Annotated in this window: 23 protein-coding genes and 1 tRNA gene; 5 read left to right on the forward strand and 19 right to left on the reverse strand. The window is 66.8% G+C overall.

All coding sequences use genetic code 11. The annotated features are described in order from the left end of the window. Nucleotides 1-34 precede the first annotated feature (34 nt). From CEF10_RS06230 to petA, 3 genes are read right to left on the reverse strand one after another with little or no spacing between them, the layout of a single operon-like run. Nucleotides 35-832, reverse strand: coding sequence for a cytochrome c1 (locus CEF10_RS06230; protein ID WP_101067266.1), 798 nt, complete (start codon nt 830-832; stop codon nt 35-37). Nucleotides 833-848: 16 nt separating this feature from the next. Further along, entirely contained in the window at nt 849-2,171 is a 1,323-nt protein-coding gene (petB, locus tag CEF10_RS06235) for a cytochrome b (protein WP_101067267.1), read from the reverse strand. Between the two features lie 11 nt (nt 2,172-2,182). After that, a complete protein-coding gene (gene petA / locus CEF10_RS06240) occupies nt 2,183-2,761 on the reverse strand; it encodes a ubiquinol-cytochrome c reductase iron-sulfur subunit (protein WP_101067268.1) in 579 nt (192 codons plus the stop codon). Between the two features lie 239 nt (nt 2,762-3,000). Here petA and CEF10_RS06245 point away from each other — a divergent pair, with 239 nt between their 5' ends. Beyond that, nucleotides 3,001-3,693 (forward strand): outer membrane protein, encoded by a 693-nt coding sequence (locus CEF10_RS06245; RefSeq protein WP_101067269.1) that lies wholly within the window; start codon nt 3,001-3,003, stop codon nt 3,691-3,693. Between the two features lie 91 nt (nt 3,694-3,784). On the opposite strand, the gene CEF10_RS06250 is transcribed toward CEF10_RS06245, so the two are convergent. The 3 genes from CEF10_RS06250 to dapF all read right to left on the reverse strand — a co-directional run bounded on the left by CEF10_RS06250 (nt 3,785) and on the right by dapF (nt 6,550). Then, nucleotides 3,785-4,387: a glutathione S-transferase gene (locus tag CEF10_RS06250; protein WP_101067302.1), complete on the reverse strand. Its 603-nt coding sequence runs from the start codon at nt 4,385-4,387 to the stop codon at nt 3,785-3,787. Nucleotides 4,388-4,487: 100 nt separating this feature from the next. Next, nucleotides 4,488-5,747: a tRNA (N(6)-L-threonylcarbamoyladenosine(37)-C(2))-methylthiotransferase MtaB gene (mtaB, locus tag CEF10_RS06255; RefSeq protein ID WP_101067270.1), complete on the reverse strand. Its 1,260-nt coding sequence runs from the start codon at nt 5,745-5,747 to the stop codon at nt 4,488-4,490. Further along, the gene (gene dapF, locus CEF10_RS06260) at nt 5,744-6,550 is read right to left on the reverse strand and encodes a diaminopimelate epimerase (RefSeq protein WP_332870136.1); all 807 of its coding nucleotides are present in this window, start codon (nt 6,548-6,550) and stop codon (nt 5,744-5,746) included. Before dapF ends, mtaB begins: the two co-directional genes overlap by 4 nt. 147 nt (nt 6,551-6,697) lie before the next feature. Between dapF and CEF10_RS06265 the strand changes: the two genes are divergently transcribed. Next, nucleotides 6,698-6,773, forward strand: a tRNA-Lys gene (locus tag CEF10_RS06265). Nucleotides 6,774-6,777: 4 nt separating this feature from the next. Here CEF10_RS06265 and CEF10_RS06270 read toward each other — a convergent pair. The 9 genes from CEF10_RS06270 to CEF10_RS16845 all read right to left on the reverse strand — a co-directional run bounded on the left by CEF10_RS06270 (nt 6,778) and on the right by CEF10_RS16845 (nt 12,945). Beyond that, nucleotides 6,778-7,896: a site-specific integrase gene (locus tag CEF10_RS06270; protein WP_101067272.1), complete on the reverse strand. Its 1,119-nt coding sequence runs from the start codon at nt 7,894-7,896 to the stop codon at nt 6,778-6,780. Further along, complete coding sequence (locus CEF10_RS16840; protein ID WP_157932967.1) at nt 7,893-8,066, reverse strand: hypothetical protein; 174 nt, start codon at nt 8,064-8,066, stop codon at nt 7,893-7,895. Before CEF10_RS16840 ends, CEF10_RS06270 begins: the two co-directional genes overlap by 4 nt. 2 nt (nt 8,067-8,068) lie before the next feature. Next, nucleotides 8,069-8,389: a DUF2190 family protein gene (locus CEF10_RS06275; protein WP_101067273.1), complete on the reverse strand. Its 321-nt coding sequence runs from the start codon at nt 8,387-8,389 to the stop codon at nt 8,069-8,071. Further along, nucleotides 8,389-8,610 (reverse strand): phage head-tail joining protein, encoded by a 222-nt coding sequence (locus CEF10_RS06280; protein ID WP_101067274.1) that lies wholly within the window; start codon nt 8,608-8,610, stop codon nt 8,389-8,391. Before CEF10_RS06280 ends, CEF10_RS06275 begins: the two co-directional genes overlap by 1 nt. Nucleotide 8,611: 1 nt before the next feature. Continuing rightward, on the reverse strand, nt 8,612-10,372 hold the full coding sequence (locus tag CEF10_RS06285; RefSeq protein WP_198586153.1) for a prohead protease/major capsid protein fusion protein: 1,761 nt from the start codon (nt 10,370-10,372) through the stop codon (nt 8,612-8,614). Next, nucleotides 10,365-11,729: a phage portal protein gene (locus tag CEF10_RS06290; protein ID WP_101067276.1), complete on the reverse strand. Its 1,365-nt coding sequence runs from the start codon at nt 11,727-11,729 to the stop codon at nt 10,365-10,367. Before CEF10_RS06290 ends, CEF10_RS06285 begins: the two co-directional genes overlap by 8 nt. 128 nt (nt 11,730-11,857) lie before the next feature. Continuing rightward, nucleotides 11,858-12,421, reverse strand: coding sequence for a hypothetical protein (locus CEF10_RS06295; protein ID WP_101067277.1), 564 nt, complete (start codon nt 12,419-12,421; stop codon nt 11,858-11,860). Between the two features lie 18 nt (nt 12,422-12,439). Next, nucleotides 12,440-12,787 carry a hypothetical protein gene (locus CEF10_RS06300; protein WP_101067278.1) on the reverse strand — a complete coding sequence of 116 codons (348 nt, stop codon included), beginning with the start codon at nt 12,785-12,787 and terminating at the stop codon, nt 12,440-12,442. Next, nucleotides 12,784-12,945: a hypothetical protein gene (locus CEF10_RS16845; RefSeq protein WP_198586154.1), complete on the reverse strand. Its 162-nt coding sequence runs from the start codon at nt 12,943-12,945 to the stop codon at nt 12,784-12,786. Before CEF10_RS16845 ends, CEF10_RS06300 begins: the two co-directional genes overlap by 4 nt. An 83-nt stretch (nt 12,946-13,028) precedes the next feature. Between CEF10_RS16845 and CEF10_RS06305 the strand changes: the two genes are divergently transcribed. Further along, nucleotides 13,029-13,286 (forward strand): helix-turn-helix domain-containing protein, encoded by a 258-nt coding sequence (locus CEF10_RS06305; protein WP_198586155.1) that lies wholly within the window; start codon nt 13,029-13,031, stop codon nt 13,284-13,286. Between the two features lie 2 nt (nt 13,287-13,288). Continuing rightward, the gene (locus CEF10_RS06310) at nt 13,289-13,534 is read left to right on the forward strand and encodes a hypothetical protein (RefSeq protein ID WP_101067279.1); all 246 of its coding nucleotides are present in this window, start codon (nt 13,289-13,291) and stop codon (nt 13,532-13,534) included. A 4-nt stretch (nt 13,535-13,538) separates the two neighbouring features. Here CEF10_RS06310 and CEF10_RS06315 read toward each other — a convergent pair whose 3' ends face one another. The 4 genes from CEF10_RS06315 to CEF10_RS06330 form a co-directional block, all read right to left on the reverse strand. Continuing rightward, a complete protein-coding gene (locus tag CEF10_RS06315) occupies nt 13,539-15,323 on the reverse strand; it encodes a phage terminase large subunit family protein (RefSeq protein WP_101067280.1) in 1,785 nt (594 codons plus the stop codon). Continuing rightward, the gene (locus tag CEF10_RS06320) at nt 15,316-15,774 is read right to left on the reverse strand and encodes a hypothetical protein (protein ID WP_101067281.1); all 459 of its coding nucleotides are present in this window, start codon (nt 15,772-15,774) and stop codon (nt 15,316-15,318) included. The genes CEF10_RS06315 and CEF10_RS06320 overlap by 8 nt, the downstream gene beginning before the upstream one ends. A gap of 272 nt (nt 15,775-16,046) precedes the next feature. Next, on the reverse strand, nt 16,047-17,426 hold the full coding sequence (locus tag CEF10_RS06325) for an AAA family ATPase (RefSeq protein ID WP_101067282.1): 1,380 nt from the start codon (nt 17,424-17,426) through the stop codon (nt 16,047-16,049). Beyond that, the gene (locus CEF10_RS06330) at nt 17,423-18,256 is read right to left on the reverse strand and encodes a hypothetical protein (protein ID WP_232796419.1); all 834 of its coding nucleotides are present in this window, start codon (nt 18,254-18,256) and stop codon (nt 17,423-17,425) included. The genes CEF10_RS06325 and CEF10_RS06330 overlap by 4 nt, the downstream gene beginning before the upstream one ends. Nucleotides 18,257-18,546: 290 nt before the next feature. Here CEF10_RS06330 and CEF10_RS06335 point away from each other — a divergent pair, with 290 nt between their 5' ends. Continuing rightward, nucleotides 18,547-20,232 (forward strand): glycine/sarcosine N-methyltransferase, encoded by a 1,686-nt coding sequence (locus tag CEF10_RS06335; protein WP_101067284.1) that lies wholly within the window; start codon nt 18,547-18,549, stop codon nt 20,230-20,232. Nucleotides 20,233-20,283 lie beyond the last annotated feature (51 nt).

The following is a 20,283-nucleotide window of genomic DNA, read 5'->3' on the forward strand; positions in this document are numbered from 1 at the left end:
CGGGCGCTCGGGTGTTGCAGTGTCGGCGCGGTGATCAGCCCTGCGGCGGCTTCTTGCCCTTGATCGGCGCCCACAGCCGCTTGTTGGTCAGGTACAGCAGCACCGACAGCACGGTCAGGAAGATGACCCCGGTCAGCCCGGCCTGCTTGCGCGCCATCATCTTCGGCTCGGCGGCCCACATCAGGAAGGCCGACACGTCCTCGGCCTCGCTTTCCAGGTCGTTGGCATGGCCATCGTTGAACTCCACGTCCTCGCCGTAAAGCGGGGGCGCCATGGCGATCCAGCCGCCCGGGAAGGCCGTGTTCTCGTAGAACAGCGTGCCGGCCTCCATCTTGTCCTTGCCGGTGTAGCCGGTGAGCAGGGAATAGATGTATTCCGGGCCGCCCATGCCCTTGAAGAGCTGGTTGATGCCCGTGCCGTAGGGGCCGTGGAAACCGGCGCGCTTCTTCGCGATGAGGCTCAGGTCGGGCGCGTTGGGGTCCATCGACTCGGGGAAGTGGTCCACCGGCTTGGCCTCGCGCAGTTCGCCGGTCTCTTCGTCCTCGACCATGACGTTCTGCTCGGCATAGGCGCGGACCTGGTCCATCGGCATGCCGGGCCCGTCCTCGTCATGAAGCGTGCGGATGGGCACGTACTTCATGCCGTGACAGGCCGCGCAGACCCGGGTGTAGATCTTGAGCCCGCGTTGCAGCTGCGCCTGGTCGTAGGTGCCGAACGGCCCTTCGAAGGAGAAGTCGATGTCCTCGACGTGCGCCTCGCCGCCGGCGGCGGTGGCGCCCCCGGCCGAAAGGGACAGGGCGACGATGGCAGAGATGCCAATTTTCTTCAGCATGATCCTGTTTCCTTTCTTACTCGGCAGGGGCCTGGGCCTTGCCGACATGCGCGTCGAAATCTTCCTCGATCGTTTGCGGCTGCGGCTGCGGCTTCTCGATGACGCCCAGAAGCGGCAGGATGACGAGGAAATAGGCGAACCAGTAGCTGGCCCCGATCAGCGAGATCGTCGAATACGGCGGTTCCGCCGGCATCGCGCCCGCCCACATCAGCACGACGAAGTCGATCACCAGAAGCCAGAACCACCACTTGAACATCGGCCGGTAGCGGCCCGAGCGCACCTCGGAGGTGTCGAGCCACGGTGCCAGGAGCATCACGATGATCGACCCGAACATCGCGAGCACCCCGAAGAACTTGGCGTTGATGATGCCGCCGGTGATCCAGCTGGCCGCCATCACGACCCAGACATCCGCGGTGAAGGCGCGCAGGATCGCGTAGAACGGCAGGAAGTACCATTCGGGCACGATGTGCGACGGCGTGACCAGTGGGTTGGCCTCGATGTAGTTGTCGGGATGGCCGAGGTAGTTCGGCATGAAGCCCACGATCGCGAAGAAGATCACCATGATCACGGCCAGCGCGAACAGGTCCTTGATCACGAAATAGGGCCAGAACGGCACGGTGTCCTTCTCGGCCTCGGCTTTCGAGGTGCGGCGCACCTCCACCCCGGTGGGGTTGTTGTTGCCGGTGGTGTGGAAGGCCCAGATGTGGATGGCCACCAGCGCCGCGATGATGAAGGGCAGCAGGTAGTGCAGCGAGAAGAAGCGGTTCAGCGTCGCGTTGTCCACCGCCGGGCCACCCAGGAGCCAGGTCTGGAGGGCCTCGCCGATGAACGGGATGGCGCCGAACAGCCCGGTGATCACCGTGGCGCCCCAGAACGACATCTGACCCCAGGGCAGGACGTAGCCCATGAAGGCGGTGCCCATCATCAGCAGGTAGATCAGCATGCCGATGATCCAGGTGATCTCGCGCGGGGCCTTGTAGGACCCGTAGTAGAGGCCGCGGAAGATGTGGATGTAGACGGCGAGGAAGAAAAGCGAGGCCCCGTTCATGTGCAGGTAGCGGATCATGTGCCCGCCGTTCACGTTGCGCATGATGTGCTCGACCGATGCAAAGGCCTCGTCGACATGCGGGGTGTAGTGCATCGCCAGCACGATGCCGGTGACGATTTGCAGCACCAGGCAGAAGGTCAGGACGATCCCCCAGATCCACATCCAGTTGAGGTTCTTGGGCGTGGGGATCATGATCGTGTCATAGAGCAGCCCCGCGATGGGCAGGCGGCGGTGCAGCCACTTCTGGCCCTTCGTCGTCGGCTCGTAATGATCGTGCGGAATTCCGGACATTGCGCGTTTCCTTATCCCAGTTTGATCGTCGACTCGTCGACGAAGGCGGCCACCGGCACCGGCAGGTTCTCGGGGGCGGGACCCTTGCGGATGCGGCCCGCGAGGTCGTAGTGCGAGCCGTGGCAGGGGCAGAACCAGCCGCCGACGTTGCCGTCGAGCGTGTAGTCGCCCGCATTGCCGATCGGCACGCAGCCGAGGTGCGTGCACACGCCCATCTGGACCAGCCACTCCCCGCCCTCGTCGAGGGTGCGGTTCTCGTCGGTGGCGGGCACCTGGCCATCGATGTTATCGTTACGCGCGATCCCGTCGGGCAGGGCTGACACCTCGACGCCGCGCGAGGCCTCGATCTCCTCGTCGGTGCGGCGGCGGATGAACACCGGCTTGCCCAGCCATTTCACCGTGATCTGCGTGCCCGGCTCCACGCCCGCGACATCGACGCGGATCGACGACAGCGCCTGCACGTCGGCGGAGGGGTTCATCTGGTCGATCAGGGGCCAGATGGCGGCCCCGGCGGTTACGGCACCGGCGCCGGCCGTGGCGTAGTAGAGGAAATCCCTCCGGGTGCCTTCGTGATCTTCTGCGTGGGACACGAGGTTTTCTCCATTCTGCAAGGCCGTCTCCGGCCTCCTGCGGGTCATGCGCCATGCGCGGCGCGCGAAGGTTCCGGCCTGCTATTTAGCTGGGCTTGCAGGGCCAGTCCAGCATACAATGCCACGCGGACCTGCAGGGCGCCCATCTGTCGCGCTTGTGCGGATCGCCCGCGCCATGTATTCAGCCGGAGCGGTCCGCGACCGCCCATCCGACCGACACTTCCCTGGAGTCCCCGACAATGCTGTCACGCAAATCGATCGCCGCCGCCACCGCCAGCCTGCTGACAAGCACCGCACCGGTGGCCGCGGAAATGGAGCTCAGCCTGTACCTGGGCTGGCAGGGCGTCGACGACAGCACGTTGTCGGGCACGCTGCCCGGCGCCGTGCCCGTCAGCCGGGGCATGAACTGGGATGGCGACCCGTTCAACACCCCCCTGTACTACGGGGGGCGGGCCATGTGGTGGATGCCTGCCGACCTCGGGATCGGGGTCGAGGGCACGCACACGAAGGCCTATGCCTCGGCCGCGGACATGGCCGCGCTGGGCGTGAACCGGCTGGAGCTTTCGGATGGCCACAACATCCTGACCGCCAACGTCATGAAGCGCTGGCCGGAGGCCTTCACGGGCTCGCCGCTGGTGCCCTACGCCGGCGCCGGCGTCGGCGTGGCGGTGCCGCACGTCGATGTCCGGGTGATCGGCGCGACGGGCCGCACCCACGGGTTCGAGACGACCGGCCCGGCGCTGCGCGGGCTGGCCGGGCTGAAGTATGATCTCACCGAGAACTGGGCGCTGTTCGGCGAATACCAGATCACGTGGTCCGACAACGACATCACCGTCGATCCCGACCCAGCGGTGCCCGGACAGGTGGCGGGCAAGCTGCAGACCGAGATCGTGACCCATGCCCTGAACTTCGGCGTCAGCTACAGTTTCTGACCGTGGCGGGAGGGGCGCTGCCCCTCTTGGCGCTGCGCGCCAATTCACCCCGGAGTATTTTGGGGCAAGATGAAGCGACGGGCGCGACGGTTCACTCCGGCGCCGTCGCCGTCATGCTGTCGCGTTCGGCGAAGACGGCGAACCAGTCGTCCAGCGCGTCCCGGCCCTTGCGCCAGTTGCGGTCGCCGTGGCGGAAATCGAGGTAGGCCAGAGCGCAGCCGACGGCGATCTGGCCCATGTCGAGCGGGCCGGCGAGGTGGCTCATCCAGCGGGCATCGATCGCCGCCACGGCGCGGTCTATCTTGTCCCACTGTGCCTCGAGCCAGCCCTCGAACACCTTCTCGTGCGGCCGGACCCGGTGCTCGTAGACCATCAGGACCGCCGCCTCCATGATGCCCTCGGCCGTGGCTTCCAGCGTCAGCGTGTCCCACAGGCGGCTTTCCGGGTAGAGCCCCGCGCCGACGCGGTCGTCGAGGTACCGCGTGATGACCCGGCTGTCGTAGAGCGTGGGGCCCGTGTCGCGGATCAGGGCCGGTATCTTTCCCAGGGGGTTGGCGGCCGCGACCTCGGCCGGCGTGTCCATCGGCGACGTCATCAGGTCGCCGATCTCCACCGCGTCCTGCTGGCCGGTTTCCAGGATCAGAACGCGCACCTTCCGGGCGAAGGGCGACGGCCGGGCCGAGACGAGCTTCATCATGTCGTGGCTCTCCTGCGAGGGGTTGGGGTAGCCTAGGGCGCACCGGGCGTCCTGTCCACAGCGCCACGCGGCCCGTCCGGGCCGCGCTGCGGACCGGTCAGGCTGCGAGAAGTTGCGTTTCTCCTGCCGCCGCGATCCGGGCCGTCACGATTCGGCCCTCGGGGTGGTCGCTGTCAAAGGCCACCTCGGTGAATTGTTCGGTCCGGCCCATGCGCGGGTTTTCCATCAGAACCGCGTGCGTGCGCCCCACCTGTGCAGAAAGATGCGCGTGCACCCGTTCCGCCCCGGCGGCGCGCAGACGGGCCGCGCGGTCGCGGATGGTGCGCCCGTCGAGCTGCGGCATGCGCGCCGCCGGCGTGCAGGGGCGCGGGCTGAAGGGGAAGACGTGCAGCCAGGTCAGCCCGCACTCGTCGACCAGCTTCATGGAATTGGCAAAGGCGTCTTCGGTTTCGGTCGGGAAGCCCGCGATGATGTCGGCGCCGAAGGTGATGTCGGGGCGCAGGCGGCGGGCCTCCTCGCAGAAGCGAATCGCGTCGTCGCGCAGGTGACGGCGCTTCATGCGCTTGAGAATCAGGTCGTCGCCGTGCTGCAGGCTCAGGTGCAGGTGCGGCATCAGCCGCGGCTCCGTGGCGATGGCCTGCATCAGGTTCTCGTCGGCCTCGATGGAGTCGATGCTGCTCAGCCGCAGCCGCGGCAGGTCCGGCACCAGCTTGAGGATCCGCATGACCAGATCGCCCAGCCGCGGCGTGGCGGGCAGGTCGGCGCCCCAGCTGGTCAGGTCGACGCCGGTCAGAACCACCTCGTTGAAGCCGCGGTCGACCAGCCGCCGGATCTGGTCCACGACGACACCTGCGGGCACGCTGCGCGAGTTCCCGCGACCGTAAGGGATGATGCAGAAGGTGCAGCGGTGGTCGCAACCGTTCTGGATCTGGACATAGGCACGAGAGCGGGTGCCGAAGCCGTCGATCAGGTGGCCGGCGGTCTCGCGCACGCTCATGATGTCGTCGACGCGGGCCGTTTCCGTCGCGCCGATGAAATCGGCTGCGAGGTCGTTCCAGGTCTCGGGGCGCATCTTCTCGGCGTTGCCGATGACGGCATCGACCTCGGGCATCGCGGAAAACCCCTCGGGTTCGACCTGCGCCGCGCAGCCGGTGACGATCACGCGCGCCTCCGGGTTCTCACGACGCAGCCGGCGGATTTCCTGCCGGGCCTTGCGCACGGCCTCCTGCGTGACGGCGCAGGTGTTGACGACGACGGCATTGTCCAGGCCCGCCTCGGTCGAAAGGCGCTTCATCGCCTCGGTCTCGTAGGCGTTGAGCCGGCAGCCCAGCGTCGTGAAGCGGGGTGCGTCGTTCATTCCAGCCCCTCCAGGAACGCGGGGGTGAGACGGCCGTCGAAGACATGCGCGGTGGTGCCGGTGATCCAGACACCGTCGTCGCGCCAGTCCACCTCCAGCGTGCCGCCGTCGAGGTCGACGGTCACGCGCGGCCCGGTGAGCCCGCGGCGGGCGGCGGCCACCGCCGTCGCGCAGGCCGACGAGCCCGACGCCAGCGTGACGCCGACGCCGCGTTCCCACACGCGCATGCGCAGCCGGTCGGGGCCGGTGACACTGGCCACCTGGACATTCGTGCGCTCGGGGAAAAGCGGGTGGTGCTCGTATCGCGGGCCGAACCGGTCGAGCGGGACCGTCCCGGCATCCTCCACGAAGAAGGTGCAGTGCGGGTTGCCCATGCCCGTGGCGACGGGCGCGCCCTCGATCGGCAGTTCCAGCGTTTCGGTCTTCTCGGCCAGCGGGACGTCGTTCCACGCAAGCTGCGGCGCGCCCATGTTGACGGACGTCAGCCCGCCGCCGGCGTTCCGGGCGGCAAGCTGGCCGCGCGCGGTGGACAGCGTCACGGCGTCACCGCCCGATTCGTCGAGAAGGAAGCGCGCGATGCACCGGGTGGCGTTGCCGCAGGCCCCCGCGGTGGAACCGTCGGCGTTGTAGAACACGAGGTGTGCGTCCGCCCCGTTGCCGGCCGGCCCGATGACAGCCAGCTGGTCGAAGCCCACCCCGCGCCGCCGGTCGCCCAGCGCGGACGCGAACGCCGGCGAGATGTCCACCGGGCGCGTGCGCGCATCGACAACGACGAAATCGTTGCCCAGGCCGTGCATCTTCATGAAGGGCCAGCCGGTATCTTGGTCCGCGCGCGATGTCATGGCCGCGCGTATAACGCCGTGCCGGGAACAAATCCAGCGCCCAGGGTCGGGCCGGGCCAATTTCAGGGTTGACCGCCCGCACCCGCGTTTCTAATTAGGCCGCCACGTGGGCCGTTAGCTCAGTTGGTAGAGCAACTGACTTTTAATCAGTGGGTCGCAGGTTCGAATCCTGCACGGCTCACCACTGTTCAAGATTTATCTCCTTTTTTCAGAGGGTTGACTTGAGGGTTGGCGAACCTTTCGGGAAGGTTCACCACGTTTTGTTCGCCATTCGGTCTTGCGATCAGCTTGCCGAAGGCGGAATCGGCCATGCCTTCGCGCTGCGCCTCGGCGGTGTATCGCTGCACCTCGGAGAGCGTCTTGTGCCCGGTCACGGCCCCGATCTCGTGCGCCGTCGCCCCGGCCTCGGCCAAGCGCCGGGCGCAGGCTTTGCGCAGCCCGTGCGCGCTGCACGCGGCCAGTCCCGCCTTGTCGCACCATTGGCGCACCAGGTTGCCCAGCCCCTCGGCTGAGCGCGCCTTGCCGCGCCTCGTGGCCAGAAACGGGCGATCATCGGGAAGGCCCGCCAGCACGTCGCACAGGTCCGCGTGCATGGGGATGCTGACCAGCACGCCGCCCGTGCGCGCCGTTTTCTGGCGGCGGTATTCGATCCGGTCGCCCTTCACGTTCCACGGCCCCAGCTTCACCACGTCCACGCGGGCCGCGCCCGTGTAGAGCATCAATGTCACCGCTCGGTGCGCCAGCGTGCCCGGCTCGTGAACCTCGAAGAACCGGGCGATCTCGCCTTCATCCCAAGTGTGAAAGCCGGTGCTGTCCACGCGGTAAGGTTTCGTCGCGCGGGCCGGGTTGTCCTGCCGCCAGTCCAGGCTCACCGCATGGTCCAGCAGGGTTATGAGCCGCTTGCGCAGGTTGTTCGCGGCGGTCGGTGTCTCGGCCTTTTCCGCAAGGATATTCTGGACGTGCCGCCGCTGCATGAGCTTCACGGGCTTGTCGCCGTGCGCCTCGCGGAATTTCTCGATCACACCGCGATAGACCCGCTTCGTGCTGTCCGACAGGCTGAGGAATTCGGGGGACCGATAGTAGGACGCCACCAGCGCGGAGACAGAGCCCGGCTTGGTGCGCTCGACCCCGATCAGCCCCCGGACCCGGTGGCCCTCCAGCGCCGCTTCATAGCGCCGCACAAAGTCGTCTGAGCCGTATTCCGTGCCCAGCTCGGCAGAGAAGCCGCCCTTGCGAAAGCGCCACCGGCGCTTGCCGTGGCGGTCGGTGTAGGGCGATGCGTGCGGGAACTGGCGCTTGTGTTTCATACTGCATCCCACGGGTTCTTTGCGTCATCCGTCGCGGTGTCGGTCGTGTAGATCACGACTTTGCCGTCGCGCCCGATCTCGGTCCGCGCCACGGGTATTCCGGCGTCTCGATACGCCTTGAGATACCTGGTCAGCTCGGCCTGAGTGATGGGGGCGCGACGTTGGGACATTTTCAGCCGACCTTCACCGCAACCGTGGCCTTGGTCGCGCCGGCGCTTTCAACGGCCACGCCGATCTGCACGCCAGTGTCCAGCGCGGCCACGCGGTCGTTGCCGGCGTCCCACTCGACAGCATCGCCCACCGCGAAGGTGTCGGTGGTGTTTTCCTTCGGCAGATCGAAGACGCCGCGGGTGGCGATCGCAACGGCCGCGCCGCTGTCCGCGTCGGTCGCGGCCACACCGAAGAGGGTGCCGATTTGCACCCCGTCGCCGCTCGAAACGGCCGCCGGCGCGGCCACGGTAATGTTGTCGCCCTTCTGGATGAAGTTTCGCATCAGTTAAGTCCTTTCGATGTTCGGGGATAGATCACGCGGGGCGCCCGGCCCCGTTCAAGCTCAGCGATCTGCGCGTCGAGCGAGGCAAGGGCGGCGGCCATTTCAGCGTCGGACTTGTATTGCACTTCATCTTCCCCGAAGCGCACATACTTGATACCGGCCGCGCGGGCTTTCACCAGCTCCGCGCGCGCCGCCCTCAACTCGTCAAGCGCCGTCGCCATGTCAGGCCACCGGCAGCTTGTGGACGCCGCGCCAGTCCACCCAGCCCGCGCCGAAGTCCAGCCAGGCCCGGAATTTCAGGCCCAGCGTGTCCCAGCTTTCCGCCCGCTGGATTTGCACGCCCGGCGCGCTGGCCAAATAGGCGTATTGCAGTGACGGCAGCCGGGCCGGGTCAGCGAAGACATACCAGGCACCGGAGGGCAGGCGCGGCTCGACCAGCAGCTCCAGCCGCCCACCGAAGGGGTTCACGTCATCCGCGGTCGTGGGCTGGATTTGGGCCAGAACCTGTTCCGCCTGCGTTTCCAGGTCGGGCGCGACCAGGACATAGCGCGGCACCGCGGCAATCGGGGTCGCGCCGTCCAGCGCCGTGCGCCCGCGCATCGCCTGCCGGGCGGTGGTCAAGCCCGCCACTTCCAGCGCGGTGTTGGAGCCTTCGACGTTGCCGCGGCCGGAGTCGAACACCGGCGTTCCGTCCGCCATGTTAAGGTTGTCGGTGATCTGCGCGGCCAGCAGCGCCGCCTCGGTCTGCGCGGCGGCCCGTCCGAACTCGGCCGTCATGTCGCCCATGAGCCCGAGATCGTCATTGACCATTAGCGCGCGGGACACGGTGATCTGGCGCGCGTAGGTGCGCAGGCTCATCGCCTCGGCCGCCTCGGCCCGCGACGTGTGCGTGATCTCGCCGTCCTCGGAAAGCTCTTGAAGCTGGCCAGCGTTGCCCAGCCGCACCGTCTTGGCTTCCTTGAAGTCCGACAGGTTCCGCTGGCGGGCAACTTGTTTCAGCGGCGACTGCGCGATCTCGTAGGCTTGGGCCGCGACCTTGTTCATCGCGTTGCTGACCACCTCGGGAAAGTCGGACGTGGTGAGTGCCGCTCGGATGCGTTCATCGTCCCCCATCATGCGGGTGGACGTGCCGGCCCGCTCGACGCATTCACGGGCCAGATCGCGCAGGCCCAGCGCCGTGAACTCTTTCGCATCGTCCGGCGGCGCGGTGCCCGCCATGCGCGCCGACAGCGCGTCGGCCTGCCGCCGGCGGATCACCGTGGGGTCTTCGCCGGACTCGCCGTGAACGCGGATCGTCGGCCGCGACCGGCTGCGCATTTCGTCGTATACTGCCGCCTTCGCCTCGGTCAGATCGGCCCCGCGGTCGATCATGTCATCCGCGGTTTCGCCGGGCAGGCCGGCAGACCGGACAAGCGCCCGGATGTCCTGCCGGCGCTGGCGCTCGGCTTCGTCCGGCGCGGGGGTGGTGGTGGTGGTGTCGTTCATGGTTTTCTCCTTACTGCTCGAACGGATCGTGGCGGCCGGATCGGCCGGGGTGGTCGTCAGCGTCACCTCGCGGAGCACCCAGGCAACGGCCGTCTTGATGCGCTGATCGCCCTCGGTGCGCTCGGCCCAGCGCCGAACGGTGAAGCCCGCGGAAACGCCGCGCAGCGTGCCGTCCTCGATGCGCGTCAGGATCGGCCCAACGTCATCGGCGGCGCTCAGGCGCAGCAAGCCCACCAGCTCGGTGCCGTCCCAGCGCGCGGACGCGACCGTTCCGATGGTATCGCGAACGGACACTTTGCGGTGATTGTCGAGCACGGGCAGGCCCGCCGCGTCGGCCGCGTCGAAGCCGGCCGGGTCCAGGACCTCCAGCACCGGCCCGCGCCGGTCGCGTGACGGAACCGGGTTGGTCGTGGCGATGACGGCTTCAACCGTGCGCGCCTCGCGGTCCAGTGTTTCAGGGCGCGGGGTCGCGCGGCGGATATGCAGCGTCTCAGTCATCGGCACCTCCATTCGCCGGCGCGGCGGCGTCGTCGGCGGCGATCTCGTCGCGCAGATCGTCGGGGTTTCGGCCGCGGGCCGAAATCGCTTCCGACCGGCTCATAAGGCGCAGCTCCAGGGCGGTGCGCGTGGCCTCCAAGTCCTTCTGAGGATCGACTTGGTAGTGCGCCGGCATGATCCACTCGGCCCGCGTGTCGGGCGATGCGTCGAGGCGCCCGGCGGCGATCTCGGCGGCCAGCCAGCGGCGCCACACCGGCCGCAGGAATTGCGGCACCAGGGTCGCGTGCTGCACCTGCTCGACGCGCTGGCGGAAGGGCAGCAGCCCGGCGCGCAGGCTGCTATAGTTGGCCTCGGACAGATCGCCGCTCAGCAGGTGCTCAGGCAAGCCCATGCCGGCGGCGAAGGTTCGCAACTGGTGTTTCAGGAACTCGCCCACCTGCGCGGCTTGCTCGGGGCTGTTGAACTTGACGTCCGTGCCGCCCGGCAGAACGCGCATTGCGCCGGGCTCAAGGCTCATGTTTTCGCTGAAATCTTCGGCGTCGGGCGACTCGTTCACCCGCGTGATGAAGCCGGCGTGCATCGCAGCGACCTTGGCGCCGGTCAGTAGCGCGTCCGTCAACTGGTCCAGCTCGTTCGCCGTCACCACCACCGGCGCCAGCCATGACAATCCCCGGACCTGCCCCGCCCCCATCGGGTGGAAGACGTGCAGCACGTCCCGCGCGTCCACGCGGACCGACGCGCCGGCGTTGAAACTGGTCTGGGGTGCCTCGGGAAGAATCCAGTAAGCAAGGCGCCGGCCGTCCGCGTCCAGCTCTACCCCGTTGCGGATCACGCGGCTGTCCGACAGCTCGGCCGTCTTCGACCAGTCCAGCAGCTCCGGCGGGATCACTTGCAGCCGCAGCCCATCGCCAGTGTCGTGCAGGATCGCCAGCGCCTCACCATCGACCACCAGGTGCTGCGCGATCTGGCGTTGTAGCCCGGCAAGGTCCGTCACGGCGGTGATGTCGGCCTGTTCGGTCCAAGACTCGAAGGCATCCGCCACGCGTCTGCGATAGTCCGCCCGCGCGTCCTGAACGGCCGGCCGGATACCGCGGCCCACCAGCGCGCCCGTCCAATTTCCGACCCCGTGCGCGGCGTGCGCGTTGTTGCGATGCAGGTGCCGGGCGCGGCGCATTACCATCGGCCCGCCGGCGGCGATGTCCTCGGTAAGCGGACCAGCGCCGCCCCAGCCCGTGCCGCGGCGTCCGCCGGCGGCCGCTTCAAGGTGCCGCCTCCGCGCCGCCTTGTCGGTGTCCCGTTCGGCTGCGCGGCGGGTCTGGCGCGACGGCAACAGGCGGTCGAGGGCTTCACCGATCATGCGTCACCCCCGTCAAGGTTGGCCCGCCCCGCCGACAAGACAAGACGGGACGGGCCGGTGCCGCCCACGTCGAAACGCGGCACCATCCGCCGGCAAGAAGGAGCAAAACCCGGCGGTATTTCGGAAAGTCAGCCATTGCGCGCGTCCAGCACGTGCTCAATGCTGATCGCCCACATCGTCACCAACTGGCCAACCGGAATGATCACGGTCGTGCTGTTGGGCACCGGCTGCTTGGCCATGTCCTGTGCCGTGGTCTCGCGCATGGGGAAGCCGGAAACCTGTTCCCAACTATCCTCGCACTGATCGGGGAACCGCGGCTTGTCAGTGATGCCGAGACTGCGCCCGGAAGGCTTGCGGAAGTAGACCAGAGTGTCGCGCAGAGCGTCGATGTCCACGCCCGCGCGATCACCTGCGAAGAGCCGGCGCCAGATCGCGGCCGCGGCGGCGCTGGCGTTCTCCGGCCCGATCATCCAGGCAAGCTCATTCATCAGGCCTAGGGTGATGACGCCATCGGGCGTGGTAAAATACCGCGCACCAATCTTTTCCGGCGGGAAGGGCAGAAGGCCCCGGTCCCGCCAATTCGTTGCATCCTTGTTATCGGTAAGCGTTTCGCGCGCGGCCCAGCTCATCTGGATGCTGCAATCTCGGCGGGCGAGGAAGCGCTTCACGATCTCTTCGGCGTCAGGTGTCATTACGATCTCCAATGCGTTTCACGCACAAATATACTCACATGAGCAATATTTGCAAGACCTTTCTTGAAGCCTCGCCCCTCCGTAAACCACATTGACTCCGCGCGCCGCCGCGGTTTCTTGCTCAGTCAACCGGGTAGACGATCCGCCCAGCCCGACCCATGCGGCGGTGCGGGCGTGCTCGACCTGCCGCAGCTTCTGGTGCGTAAGCTCAAGCAACACCATCAGCGCATCGCTGGCGGGATCGGCTGAGTGCACAGTTGCGGCTTCCGCCAGATGATCGCAGGCCAGCAGCAGCCCGCGCAGCTCGTTCAATCCCTTGTCGGTGGCTTCGTAGTTGCGCCTAACGTGCGATGGAATCTCGGTCATTGCGTCATCCCCTTTTCGATCTCGGCGGCGCGGCGCTGGGCGAACCGCAGGTGGGCGCGCGCCTCGTTGACGTGCTGGCGGCTCAGGCGTTCCCCGGCCAGCGCGTCGGCGGCCAGGTCCAGCCCGTCGCGCAGCTCGGCCAGCGTTTCGGCAGGCATGACGGGATGGTTCGCCCGAAGGCGTTCCTTAGGCATTGTGTCGGTTTCCCGGTGTGGTATTGTCCGCTAAAGGACATACCACAATGTCCGAAAGCGGACAACAGATAATGACGCCACCAGAACAACTGCGCGCTGCAAGGGCGATTCTTGGTCTCTCGCAGACCCAAGTCGCGGCACTTACGGGCAGGACCAGCAAAACGATCCGCCGGGCCGAAACGGAAGCCGGCTCAGTTGCGCAAGATACCATCGCGGCGATCCGCGCCGCGCTCGAACAGGCTGGCGTCGAGTTTATCGAAGAGAACGGCGGCGGGCCGGGTGTGAGGTTGCGAAAGGGGCAATGACAATGGACGCGAAAACCATCCTTGAAGGAATTGAGGCGGCACTGCTCGACAAAACAGAAGAAATCGACGGGGTGGTCGCGTCCTTGCAGGAAGCCGCAAAGCTCGCAACGTCTCCCGCTGCTCGCAATAAGATTCAGGAAGCCATTGACATTACCGATGCCGCCGGACAGCACTCCGTAGAAGATATGCGGCAGTTCCTGCTCAATTATGTTATGACCGCGAAAGACTTGGTATCGCGTGGTCGGTGATTGATCACCCCCCCAGCCAATTCGACCGGATCACCTTGGGCCGCCGGTCGGGCTGGCCACTGTCCACGCCGCGCCGCAGATCGGCCTCGCGCTGCGCCCAGGGCGGGTTGATGACCTGCCGGGCGGCAAAGGCGTAGACGGTGCAGTCCAGAGCTTCGGCCCGCTTCCCGGCGATGCGCTCAAACCGGCGCCGGGGCTGGCCCCGTGAGTAGCGCACCACCGCGCGTTCGCTGGCCAGTTGCTCGAACCACACGGCCGGCAGATCGGCCGAGAAGCGCACCAGCCCCTCGCGCGCCAGCCGCGACGTCAGCGCAGCCTTGATCGAATCCACGCCGACGATCCACAGCGGCGCCCCACGCTGCTTCTGGTGCGACTTGGCGATGAACGGCCGGCTTCCTTCGGCCCCCTTGCCCGCCAGCAGCTTGCGCCGCGCACGCGGCCCACAGAAGGACAAAACGATCTCCATCGCCGCGCCGTCGCCGGCGTCGATCACCGCCGCGTCCAGCCCCAGCTTCCCGCCCAGGGGATGCGCCCAGCGCGTGCTCAGCATTTCGTCCAGCTCGGTCCAGGTCAGATCGTCGTCATAGGCCCCCCAGACCACCGAGTGCCCCAGCACCCAGGCGGTTTCGTCCTGCGACCAGCCGACCAGCGTCACCTCCAGCCGGTCGTGCTGGACGTCCACCCCGGCGGTGATCGCCAGCACCGATTCGGGCAGCGCATCCAGCCCGAACGCCTCGGCCCGCGCCGCCAGCTCGTTTTCGTCAAGCTCTTCACCGTCGATGCGCCAGCCTTCGGCCAATATGGTGTTGGTGAACACCTGCAATTCCGCCGGGTCGCGCTTGGCGGCCAGAAATTCCGTGGCCAGCTTCGACCAGCTCGCATTCGGCAAGAGGCTCACTAGCGCGTTCATGCGGAAGCCCGCGTGACCCTGCACCTCGGGCGCCGTCGCCCGCCACGCGCCCGCCTCGATCATCGCAGGCTTGTGGCGTTCCGCGATCAGCTCTTCGCAGGCAGGGCAGCGCCACGCCGCTTCCTCGGGCCGGTCGGGCGGCCACACGATCTGCGCCCAGGTGATCTCCGAGAACACGCCGCAGCTCGGGCATGGCACCTCGAAAACGCGCTTGTCCGACTGCGCGTAGGCGGCCAGAACGTGACTGGTTTCCTCGAAAATCGGGGTCGAGCCCAGCACGATCTTTCTGTCAGCGAAGCTCAGCGTGCGCCGCTCGGCCAACCGGATCGGGGAGCCCTCGGCGCCGCCCTCCATCGCGTCGGCCTCGTCAATAAGGAGCACGCGGACGTTGTGACGGCGCAGGTTGCGGGGCGCCTTGGCCGCGACCACCTTCAGCGACCCGCCCGCGAAGCGCCGGCTCAGAAGCGTGTTGTGCGCCGCGTCATCGGTGCCCTTGCCCAGTGCGCCCGCCAGCGCGGGCGAGGCGGCGAATATCGGCTCGATGTCGGAGACAACGTAGTCCCGCGCATCGGCCTCGGTGGGCAGCAGGGCAAGTATCGGGGCCGGGTCGTTTGCGACGTATCCCGCCAGAGCGCCCGTGAGAAGCGTTGTGAAGCCGACGCGCACCGGCTTGACCAATGTCACCCGCTCGACCATCGGATCGCCCACAGCGTCCGCTATGTCGCGCTGAAACGGCCACAGCTGCACCGGCCCCGGCTCGGCCGAGACACCGGCGGGCAGGTTCACGTTTTCCTCTATCCAGTCCGACAGGCGGCGGCGCGGCGGCGGCACCAGCGCGGCAAGGCCATGCGACCGGATGCGGGCCAGCCCCTCAGTCATCGCGCGACGCCTCTTCCAAGGCGCGGCGCAGCTCGCCGTCCAGCGCCTCGACGTCATGGGCGGTCAGGTGGGGCAGCCGCTGGCGCAGCCGCGACGGCACCGCCAGGATCGCCGCCCGGACCTTGCGCAGCGCGTCGGCCCACTCCCGCGCCACGTCCTCGACCCTCACCAGCTCACGCCGGGCAACCGCGTTGCGATAGGCGCGGTCGTCGGCCTGCTCTTTGGCCAGCCGCGCGCGTTCGGCGGTCAGCTCGTAGACCTCGGCCTCTCCGCCCCGTCCGCTCGCCACGCCGCGCAGGTGCTCGCAGTAGGCGCCCACACTCGCCTTGAGAGGATACCGGCCGCGCCGCGCCTTCTGCACGATCCCCCGCTCGGTCAGGTCGCGGACCGCGCGCGGCTGGATGCCCAGAAGCTCGGCCAGCTCGGCCGTCCTGATCTCTACGTCATCCATCGGGTCGGAACCCCTTCATGTATATACAAAACGAGGCAAGCGTCGGGCGCAACGGCCCCCGCCTCAGCCGTGGGCGGGAAGGACCCGCTGCCCCCGTTGGCAGCCGGTTTCGGCCACGCACTGACTCCGAGGGCATTGGGGCCAGTCCTGTCCCCGCCGACGCCCCGGACAACGGCCCCGGGACAGGGGACACCCTTATAGGGGGGTGTCCCTGTCCGTCCCCGCTGGGGACAGTCGGGACATGTCCCCGGTTTGTCCCTGTCTGTCCCCGCCTATTCATCGGCTTCCACCTTCCACACGTTGTTGTCGAATTGCTTCACCAGGCCCTTGTCGATCAAGGCAGCCTTGGCACGCTGGAAAGATTTCTTGAGGGTCTCGGGGTTGTCGCTATCGGTCAGCCCGTGACGGGCGCACATCGCCTTCCAGTCTTCAAGGCTGACCACCGGGCAGGATGGATAGTTCGGCCCGGCGATGGTCCTGCCCTTGTCGATCAGGGCTTCCGACAGAGCTTGCAGCGCGACAGCAGGCTTACCCGACACGCGGCGCTTCTGCTTCGTCTCCACCTCGTCACACAGGACCGGATAGAGCGTGGTCCTGCCGTCCGACAGGGTCACATCGTCCATGCGGAAGCCCCATTCTCCGGCGCTGTCCGCGTCCTTGTGTCGGTCGATCTTGAGAACGCTGGTGCGGGCGTCCTTGTCGCCCTCGGCCTTCATGCGGCTGTCAAACGATCCCCAGAAGTGCGTGTGCATTCGGGCGCGGGTTTCATCGGCCCAGCCCGTATGCGCCACGGTCAGGACGGCCGCACTGGTCTCGCGCATGATCCGATTGATACTGCGAGTCCAGGCCCGTGCGGTCTCGTCGCTGGTTTCCGGCCCCATCATGGTCGCGCCGAATATGTCGAGAACGATCAGCGAAAAGCCGATGCACGAATCCTTCAGCGTCTCGATCAGGTCATCGACGGCCTTGTCGTCGTCTAGGGCGATTTCCTGTGGATACAGGTGAAGGCCCTCCGCATCCTCGGGCGGAATGCCGTGTGCCTCCATCCATCCGGGGATACGCTGCCGCGCCACGCCGATTGCGCCCTCCGTTGCGACATAGAGCACATCGAAAAGAAGATGATCGCCTTCATCCTGCCGTGCTGGCGAGACGCGCTGCCCGTGCCATGCCCGGTTAGTCGCCACGGAACACGCCATGTCGATTGCCAGGAACGACTTGAAGGAATTGGACTTGCCGAACAGCAGCGCAGACGTTTGTTCCGCAATCACGCCCTCGATAAGCCATTCCGGCTCGCGAAGCTCCTGCATCTCCGCGAATGTCAGGAATTTGAGCGGAGCCTTGGGCGCGCTAGGGTCAACCTGATGCGCGAAACGCTCGTTGATCGTGATCGTCGATCCATCCGCGCGCTTGACCAGTAATTCCTTGTAGAAGGTCGGGCGGTCGTCGTCGTCTTCGTCGATCCAGTCGCCATAGACCCGGATCAATTCACCGCGCACCCTCGGATCGCGGCTGTCATAGTAGGTTTCGCCCACGGTCGCGATCCACGGCCCCTCGGGATCACCACGAGAATACATCTCGTATTGCGGCCCCTTGGCGCTGTAGGACTGGTGCACCGCCGTCATCTTCTTGTCGATCTGAGCGAAGGCGTTCATGCCGCTGCCCTCCCCGCGTAGCTGAGGAAGTCGCGGCGATCCGCGCGGCTCATCGCCCGGAAGATCGCCACCGCATACGCGGCCAGCTCATCAGGCGCGGCACGCTCCGCCCAGAAGGCCGCTTGATCCATCTCGGAGAACAGCGGCGCATCCGGCGCACCAGCGCGACCCAGCGCCGTTTCGGCCACCGTCACCGCGTCGTCGTGGTCGAGGCTGCGCAGAGCGGCCCATGCCAGCGCCGCGCGTTCGGTCTCAGTCAGGCGGGCTTGCCAGATCGCAGAGGCTGTTTCCCACGCCTCGTAGGTTCCCAGCACCAGCGCGTAGCCCAGCAGCTTCGCCGCCTTCTTGTGGGCCCGCTTGGCGAATTTCGAGATTGCAGACCGGCGTCGTTTTGGGGTATCATCATCGCACGTTTGATATTCCAGATCAGTGATCGCCCCGTGTCGGCCTGCCAGCCGCGCGGGGCTTTCTTTTGGCTTGTCCGGCTTCAACAGGTTCGCCAGACCGGCAATTTCTTGAGCGTTTTCAACGCCCGGATTTTCGCGGTTCACCACCGCAAGTGTCTGATTTCCTTTGTGCAGGTCAGTCCTGCACGGCTCACCACTGTTTCCGGAAAATGATGAACCATTTGCCCGCGCCGGCACGGCCGCGGGCGCGGCGCATGTGCGTGTGGCGGGTTTCGCCGCGCGTATTGCGCGATTGACGGCCCGATTGCGTTCAACCGCCTGCCGCCCGCTTTGCTCTTTCAAGGCGCGCGCAATCGCGTGCGCGAAAGAACGCGGCATGATGCCTGGAAATATATCGTTTGTAAAACAAATCCAAATTTTCACGGAAACGTCGCACACAGGGCTTGAAACGTCGCAAATTTGGCCTCATGCTACAGCCATTCCGCGTCCGGGCGCCTTTTTGCTTCGATAAGACTAAGCAAAACTGGCGCGAGGGACACGACGGGTCCCGCGGAGGACGTGATCGAATCGGCCCGAACGCGCCGTCGTACGCGCGGGTTCATACAACGACGTATTCTGGAGCATGGCGCGCCTTCCGGGCGGCTTTGCCGACTTGTGCCGCATGCGCGGGCTGCCGCCGCATGCGTGCGCCGAAACATGGAGCGGAGAGGACGATGACAAACAACCACGCCGGCAACGCGGAACTTACGATGACCGACCAGGCCTACAGCGAGGATCCGCTGGCCGACCGCGAAACGGACCACTACCGCAAGGAATACGTCACGACCTTCGTGGACAAGTGGGACGAGCTGATCGACTGGCAGGGCCGCGCCCAGAGCGAGGGCCAGTTCTTCATCGACATCCTGCGCGCCCGCGGCAAGGAGCGGGTGCTCGACGTGGCTTGCGGCACCGGGTTCCATTCCGTGCGCCTGACCGAGGCGGGCTTCGACGTCACCGCCTCGGACGGTTCCGCCGCGATGGTGGCCAAGGCCTTCGAGAATGGCCAGAAGCGCGGCCTGATCCTGAAAACCGCACAGGCCGACTGGCGCTGGCTCAACCGTGACATCAACGGCAAGTACGATGCCATCATCTGCCTGGGCAATTCCTTCACCCACCTTTACGAGGAATCGGACCGCCGCCGCGCGCTGGCGGAATTCTATGCCGCGCTCAAGCATGACGGCATCCTGATCCTGGACCAGCGCAACTACGACACGATGCTCGACCAGGGGTTCTCGTCGAAGCACAAGTATTACTACTGCGGCGACCAGGTCTCGGCCGAGCCCGAGCACATCGACGACGGCCTGTGCCGGATGCGCTATTCCTTCCCCGACGGGGCCGAGTACACTCTGAACCTGTGCCCGATCCGCAAGAACTACATGCGCCGCCTGCTGGGCGAGGCCGGGTTCGAGCGCGTCCGCACCTACGGCGACTTCCAGGAAACCTATGCCGAGGACGACCCGGATTTCTTCATCCACATTGCCGAGAAGTCCGCGCTGCACCTGGTGCGCTGGGGCACGACCAGCGAGGACGGCAAGGAAGACATCCGCGACATCACCGAGGACTACTACGACAGCGATGACGCGGACACCTTCTATTCCACGATCTGGGGTGGCGAGGACCTGCACATCGGCCGCTATGGCGACACCGTCGACATCCGCGCGGCCAGCGACACCGCGATCGACGCGATGCTCGACAGGCTGCCGGCGCTGGACGAAACCGCGCGTGTGCTCGACATGGGCGCCGGATATGGCGGCGCGATGCGCCGGCTGGTCAAGAAGACCGGGGCGCAGGCGGTCTGCCTGAACATCTCGGAGACGCAGAACGAGTACAACCTCGGCAAGATCCGCGCGGCCAAGCTGGGCGAGAAGATCGGCGTGCGCCACGGTGTTTTCGAGAACGTTCCGGCGGCCGACGAAAGCTTCGACGTGGTCTGGAGCCAGGACAGCTTCCTGCACTCGGATCAGCGTGACAAGGTGCTGGCCGAGGCATGGCGCGTGCTCAAGCCCGGCGGTCACCTGATCTTCACCGACCCCTGCCAGACCGACGACGCGGATCCCGCGGCGCTGCAGCCGGTCTACGACCGCCTGCAACTCAACAGCCTGGGCTCGCCGCGGTTCTACCGCGAGGCCGCGGAGGCGCTGGGCTTCGAGACGCTGGCGCAGGAAGACGCCGTGGATGACCTGCGCACGCATTACGCCCGGGTCCGCGAGGAGTTGCTGGCCAACTACAACAAGCTGCGCGAGGCCGGGGCCTCGGCCGCGTACCTCGACAAGATGGCCGTGGGGCTGGAAAACTGGGTCAAGGCGGCCGATGCCGGTCACCTGGCCTGGGGCGTCCAGCACTTCCGCAAGCCGAGCTGAGCCGGAGGCGGGGGCGGCCTGCGCCGCCCCCCGTTCCTGCCACCCCGACAA

Origin of the sequence: Roseovarius salinarum (genome assembly GCF_002834145.1) — a bacterium.
Taxonomy (GTDB): domain Bacteria; phylum Pseudomonadota; class Alphaproteobacteria; order Rhodobacterales; family Rhodobacteraceae; genus Roseovarius; species Roseovarius salinarum.

Bases quoted from the DNA above. Each gene is read 5' to 3' on its own strand.
- CEF10_RS06230 (WP_101067266.1), bottom strand. From the start codon at position 832: ATGCTGAAGAAAATTGGCATCTCTGCCATCGTCGCCCTGTCCCTTTCG.
- petB (WP_101067267.1), bottom strand. From the start codon at position 2,171: ATGTCCGGAATTCCGCACGATCATTACGAGCCGACGACGAAGGGCCAG.
- CEF10_RS06245 (WP_101067269.1), top strand. From the start codon at position 3,001: ATGCTGTCACGCAAATCGATCGCCGCCGCCACCGCCAGCCTGCTGACA.
- CEF10_RS06250 (WP_101067302.1), bottom strand. From the start codon at position 4,387: ATGAAGCTCGTCTCGGCCCGGCCGTCGCCCTTCGCCCGGAAGGTGCGC.
- mtaB (WP_101067270.1), bottom strand. From the start codon at position 5,747: ATGAACGACGCACCCCGCTTCACGACGCTGGGCTGCCGGCTCAACGCC.
- dapF (WP_332870136.1), bottom strand. From the start codon at position 6,550: ATGAAGATGCACGGCCTGGGCAACGATTTCGTCGTTGTCGATGCGCGC.
- CEF10_RS06270 (WP_101067272.1), bottom strand. From the start codon at position 7,896: ATGAAACACAAGCGCCAGTTCCCGCACGCATCGCCCTACACCGACCGC.
- CEF10_RS16840 (WP_157932967.1), bottom strand. From the start codon at position 8,066: ATGTCCCAACGTCGCGCCCCCATCACTCAGGCCGAGCTGACCAGGTAT.
- CEF10_RS06275 (WP_101067273.1), bottom strand. From the start codon at position 8,389: ATGCGAAACTTCATCCAGAAGGGCGACAACATTACCGTGGCCGCGCCG.
- CEF10_RS06280 (WP_101067274.1), bottom strand. From the start codon at position 8,610: ATGGCGACGGCGCTTGACGAGTTGAGGGCGGCGCGCGCGGAGCTGGTG.
- CEF10_RS06285 (WP_198586153.1), bottom strand. From the start codon at position 10,372: ATGACTGAGACGCTGCATATCCGCCGCGCGACCCCGCGCCCTGAAACA.
- CEF10_RS06290 (WP_101067276.1), bottom strand. From the start codon at position 11,729: ATGATCGGTGAAGCCCTCGACCGCCTGTTGCCGTCGCGCCAGACCCGC.
- CEF10_RS06295 (WP_101067277.1), bottom strand. From the start codon at position 12,421: ATGACACCTGACGCCGAAGAGATCGTGAAGCGCTTCCTCGCCCGCCGA.
- CEF10_RS06300 (WP_101067278.1), bottom strand. From the start codon at position 12,787: ATGACCGAGATTCCATCGCACGTTAGGCGCAACTACGAAGCCACCGAC.
- CEF10_RS16845 (WP_198586154.1), bottom strand. From the start codon at position 12,945: ATGCCTGCCGAAACGCTGGCCGAGCTGCGCGACGGGCTGGACCTGGCC.
- CEF10_RS06305 (WP_198586155.1), top strand. From the start codon at position 13,029: ATGTCCGAAAGCGGACAACAGATAATGACGCCACCAGAACAACTGCGC.
- CEF10_RS06310 (WP_101067279.1), top strand. From the start codon at position 13,289: ATGGACGCGAAAACCATCCTTGAAGGAATTGAGGCGGCACTGCTCGAC.
- CEF10_RS06315 (WP_101067280.1), bottom strand. From the start codon at position 15,323: ATGACTGAGGGGCTGGCCCGCATCCGGTCGCATGGCCTTGCCGCGCTG.
- CEF10_RS06320 (WP_101067281.1), bottom strand. From the start codon at position 15,774: ATGGATGACGTAGAGATCAGGACGGCCGAGCTGGCCGAGCTTCTGGGC.
- CEF10_RS06325 (WP_101067282.1), bottom strand. From the start codon at position 17,426: ATGAACGCCTTCGCTCAGATCGACAAGAAGATGACGGCGGTGCACCAG.
- CEF10_RS06335 (WP_101067284.1), top strand. From the start codon at position 18,547: ATGACAAACAACCACGCCGGCAACGCGGAACTTACGATGACCGACCAG.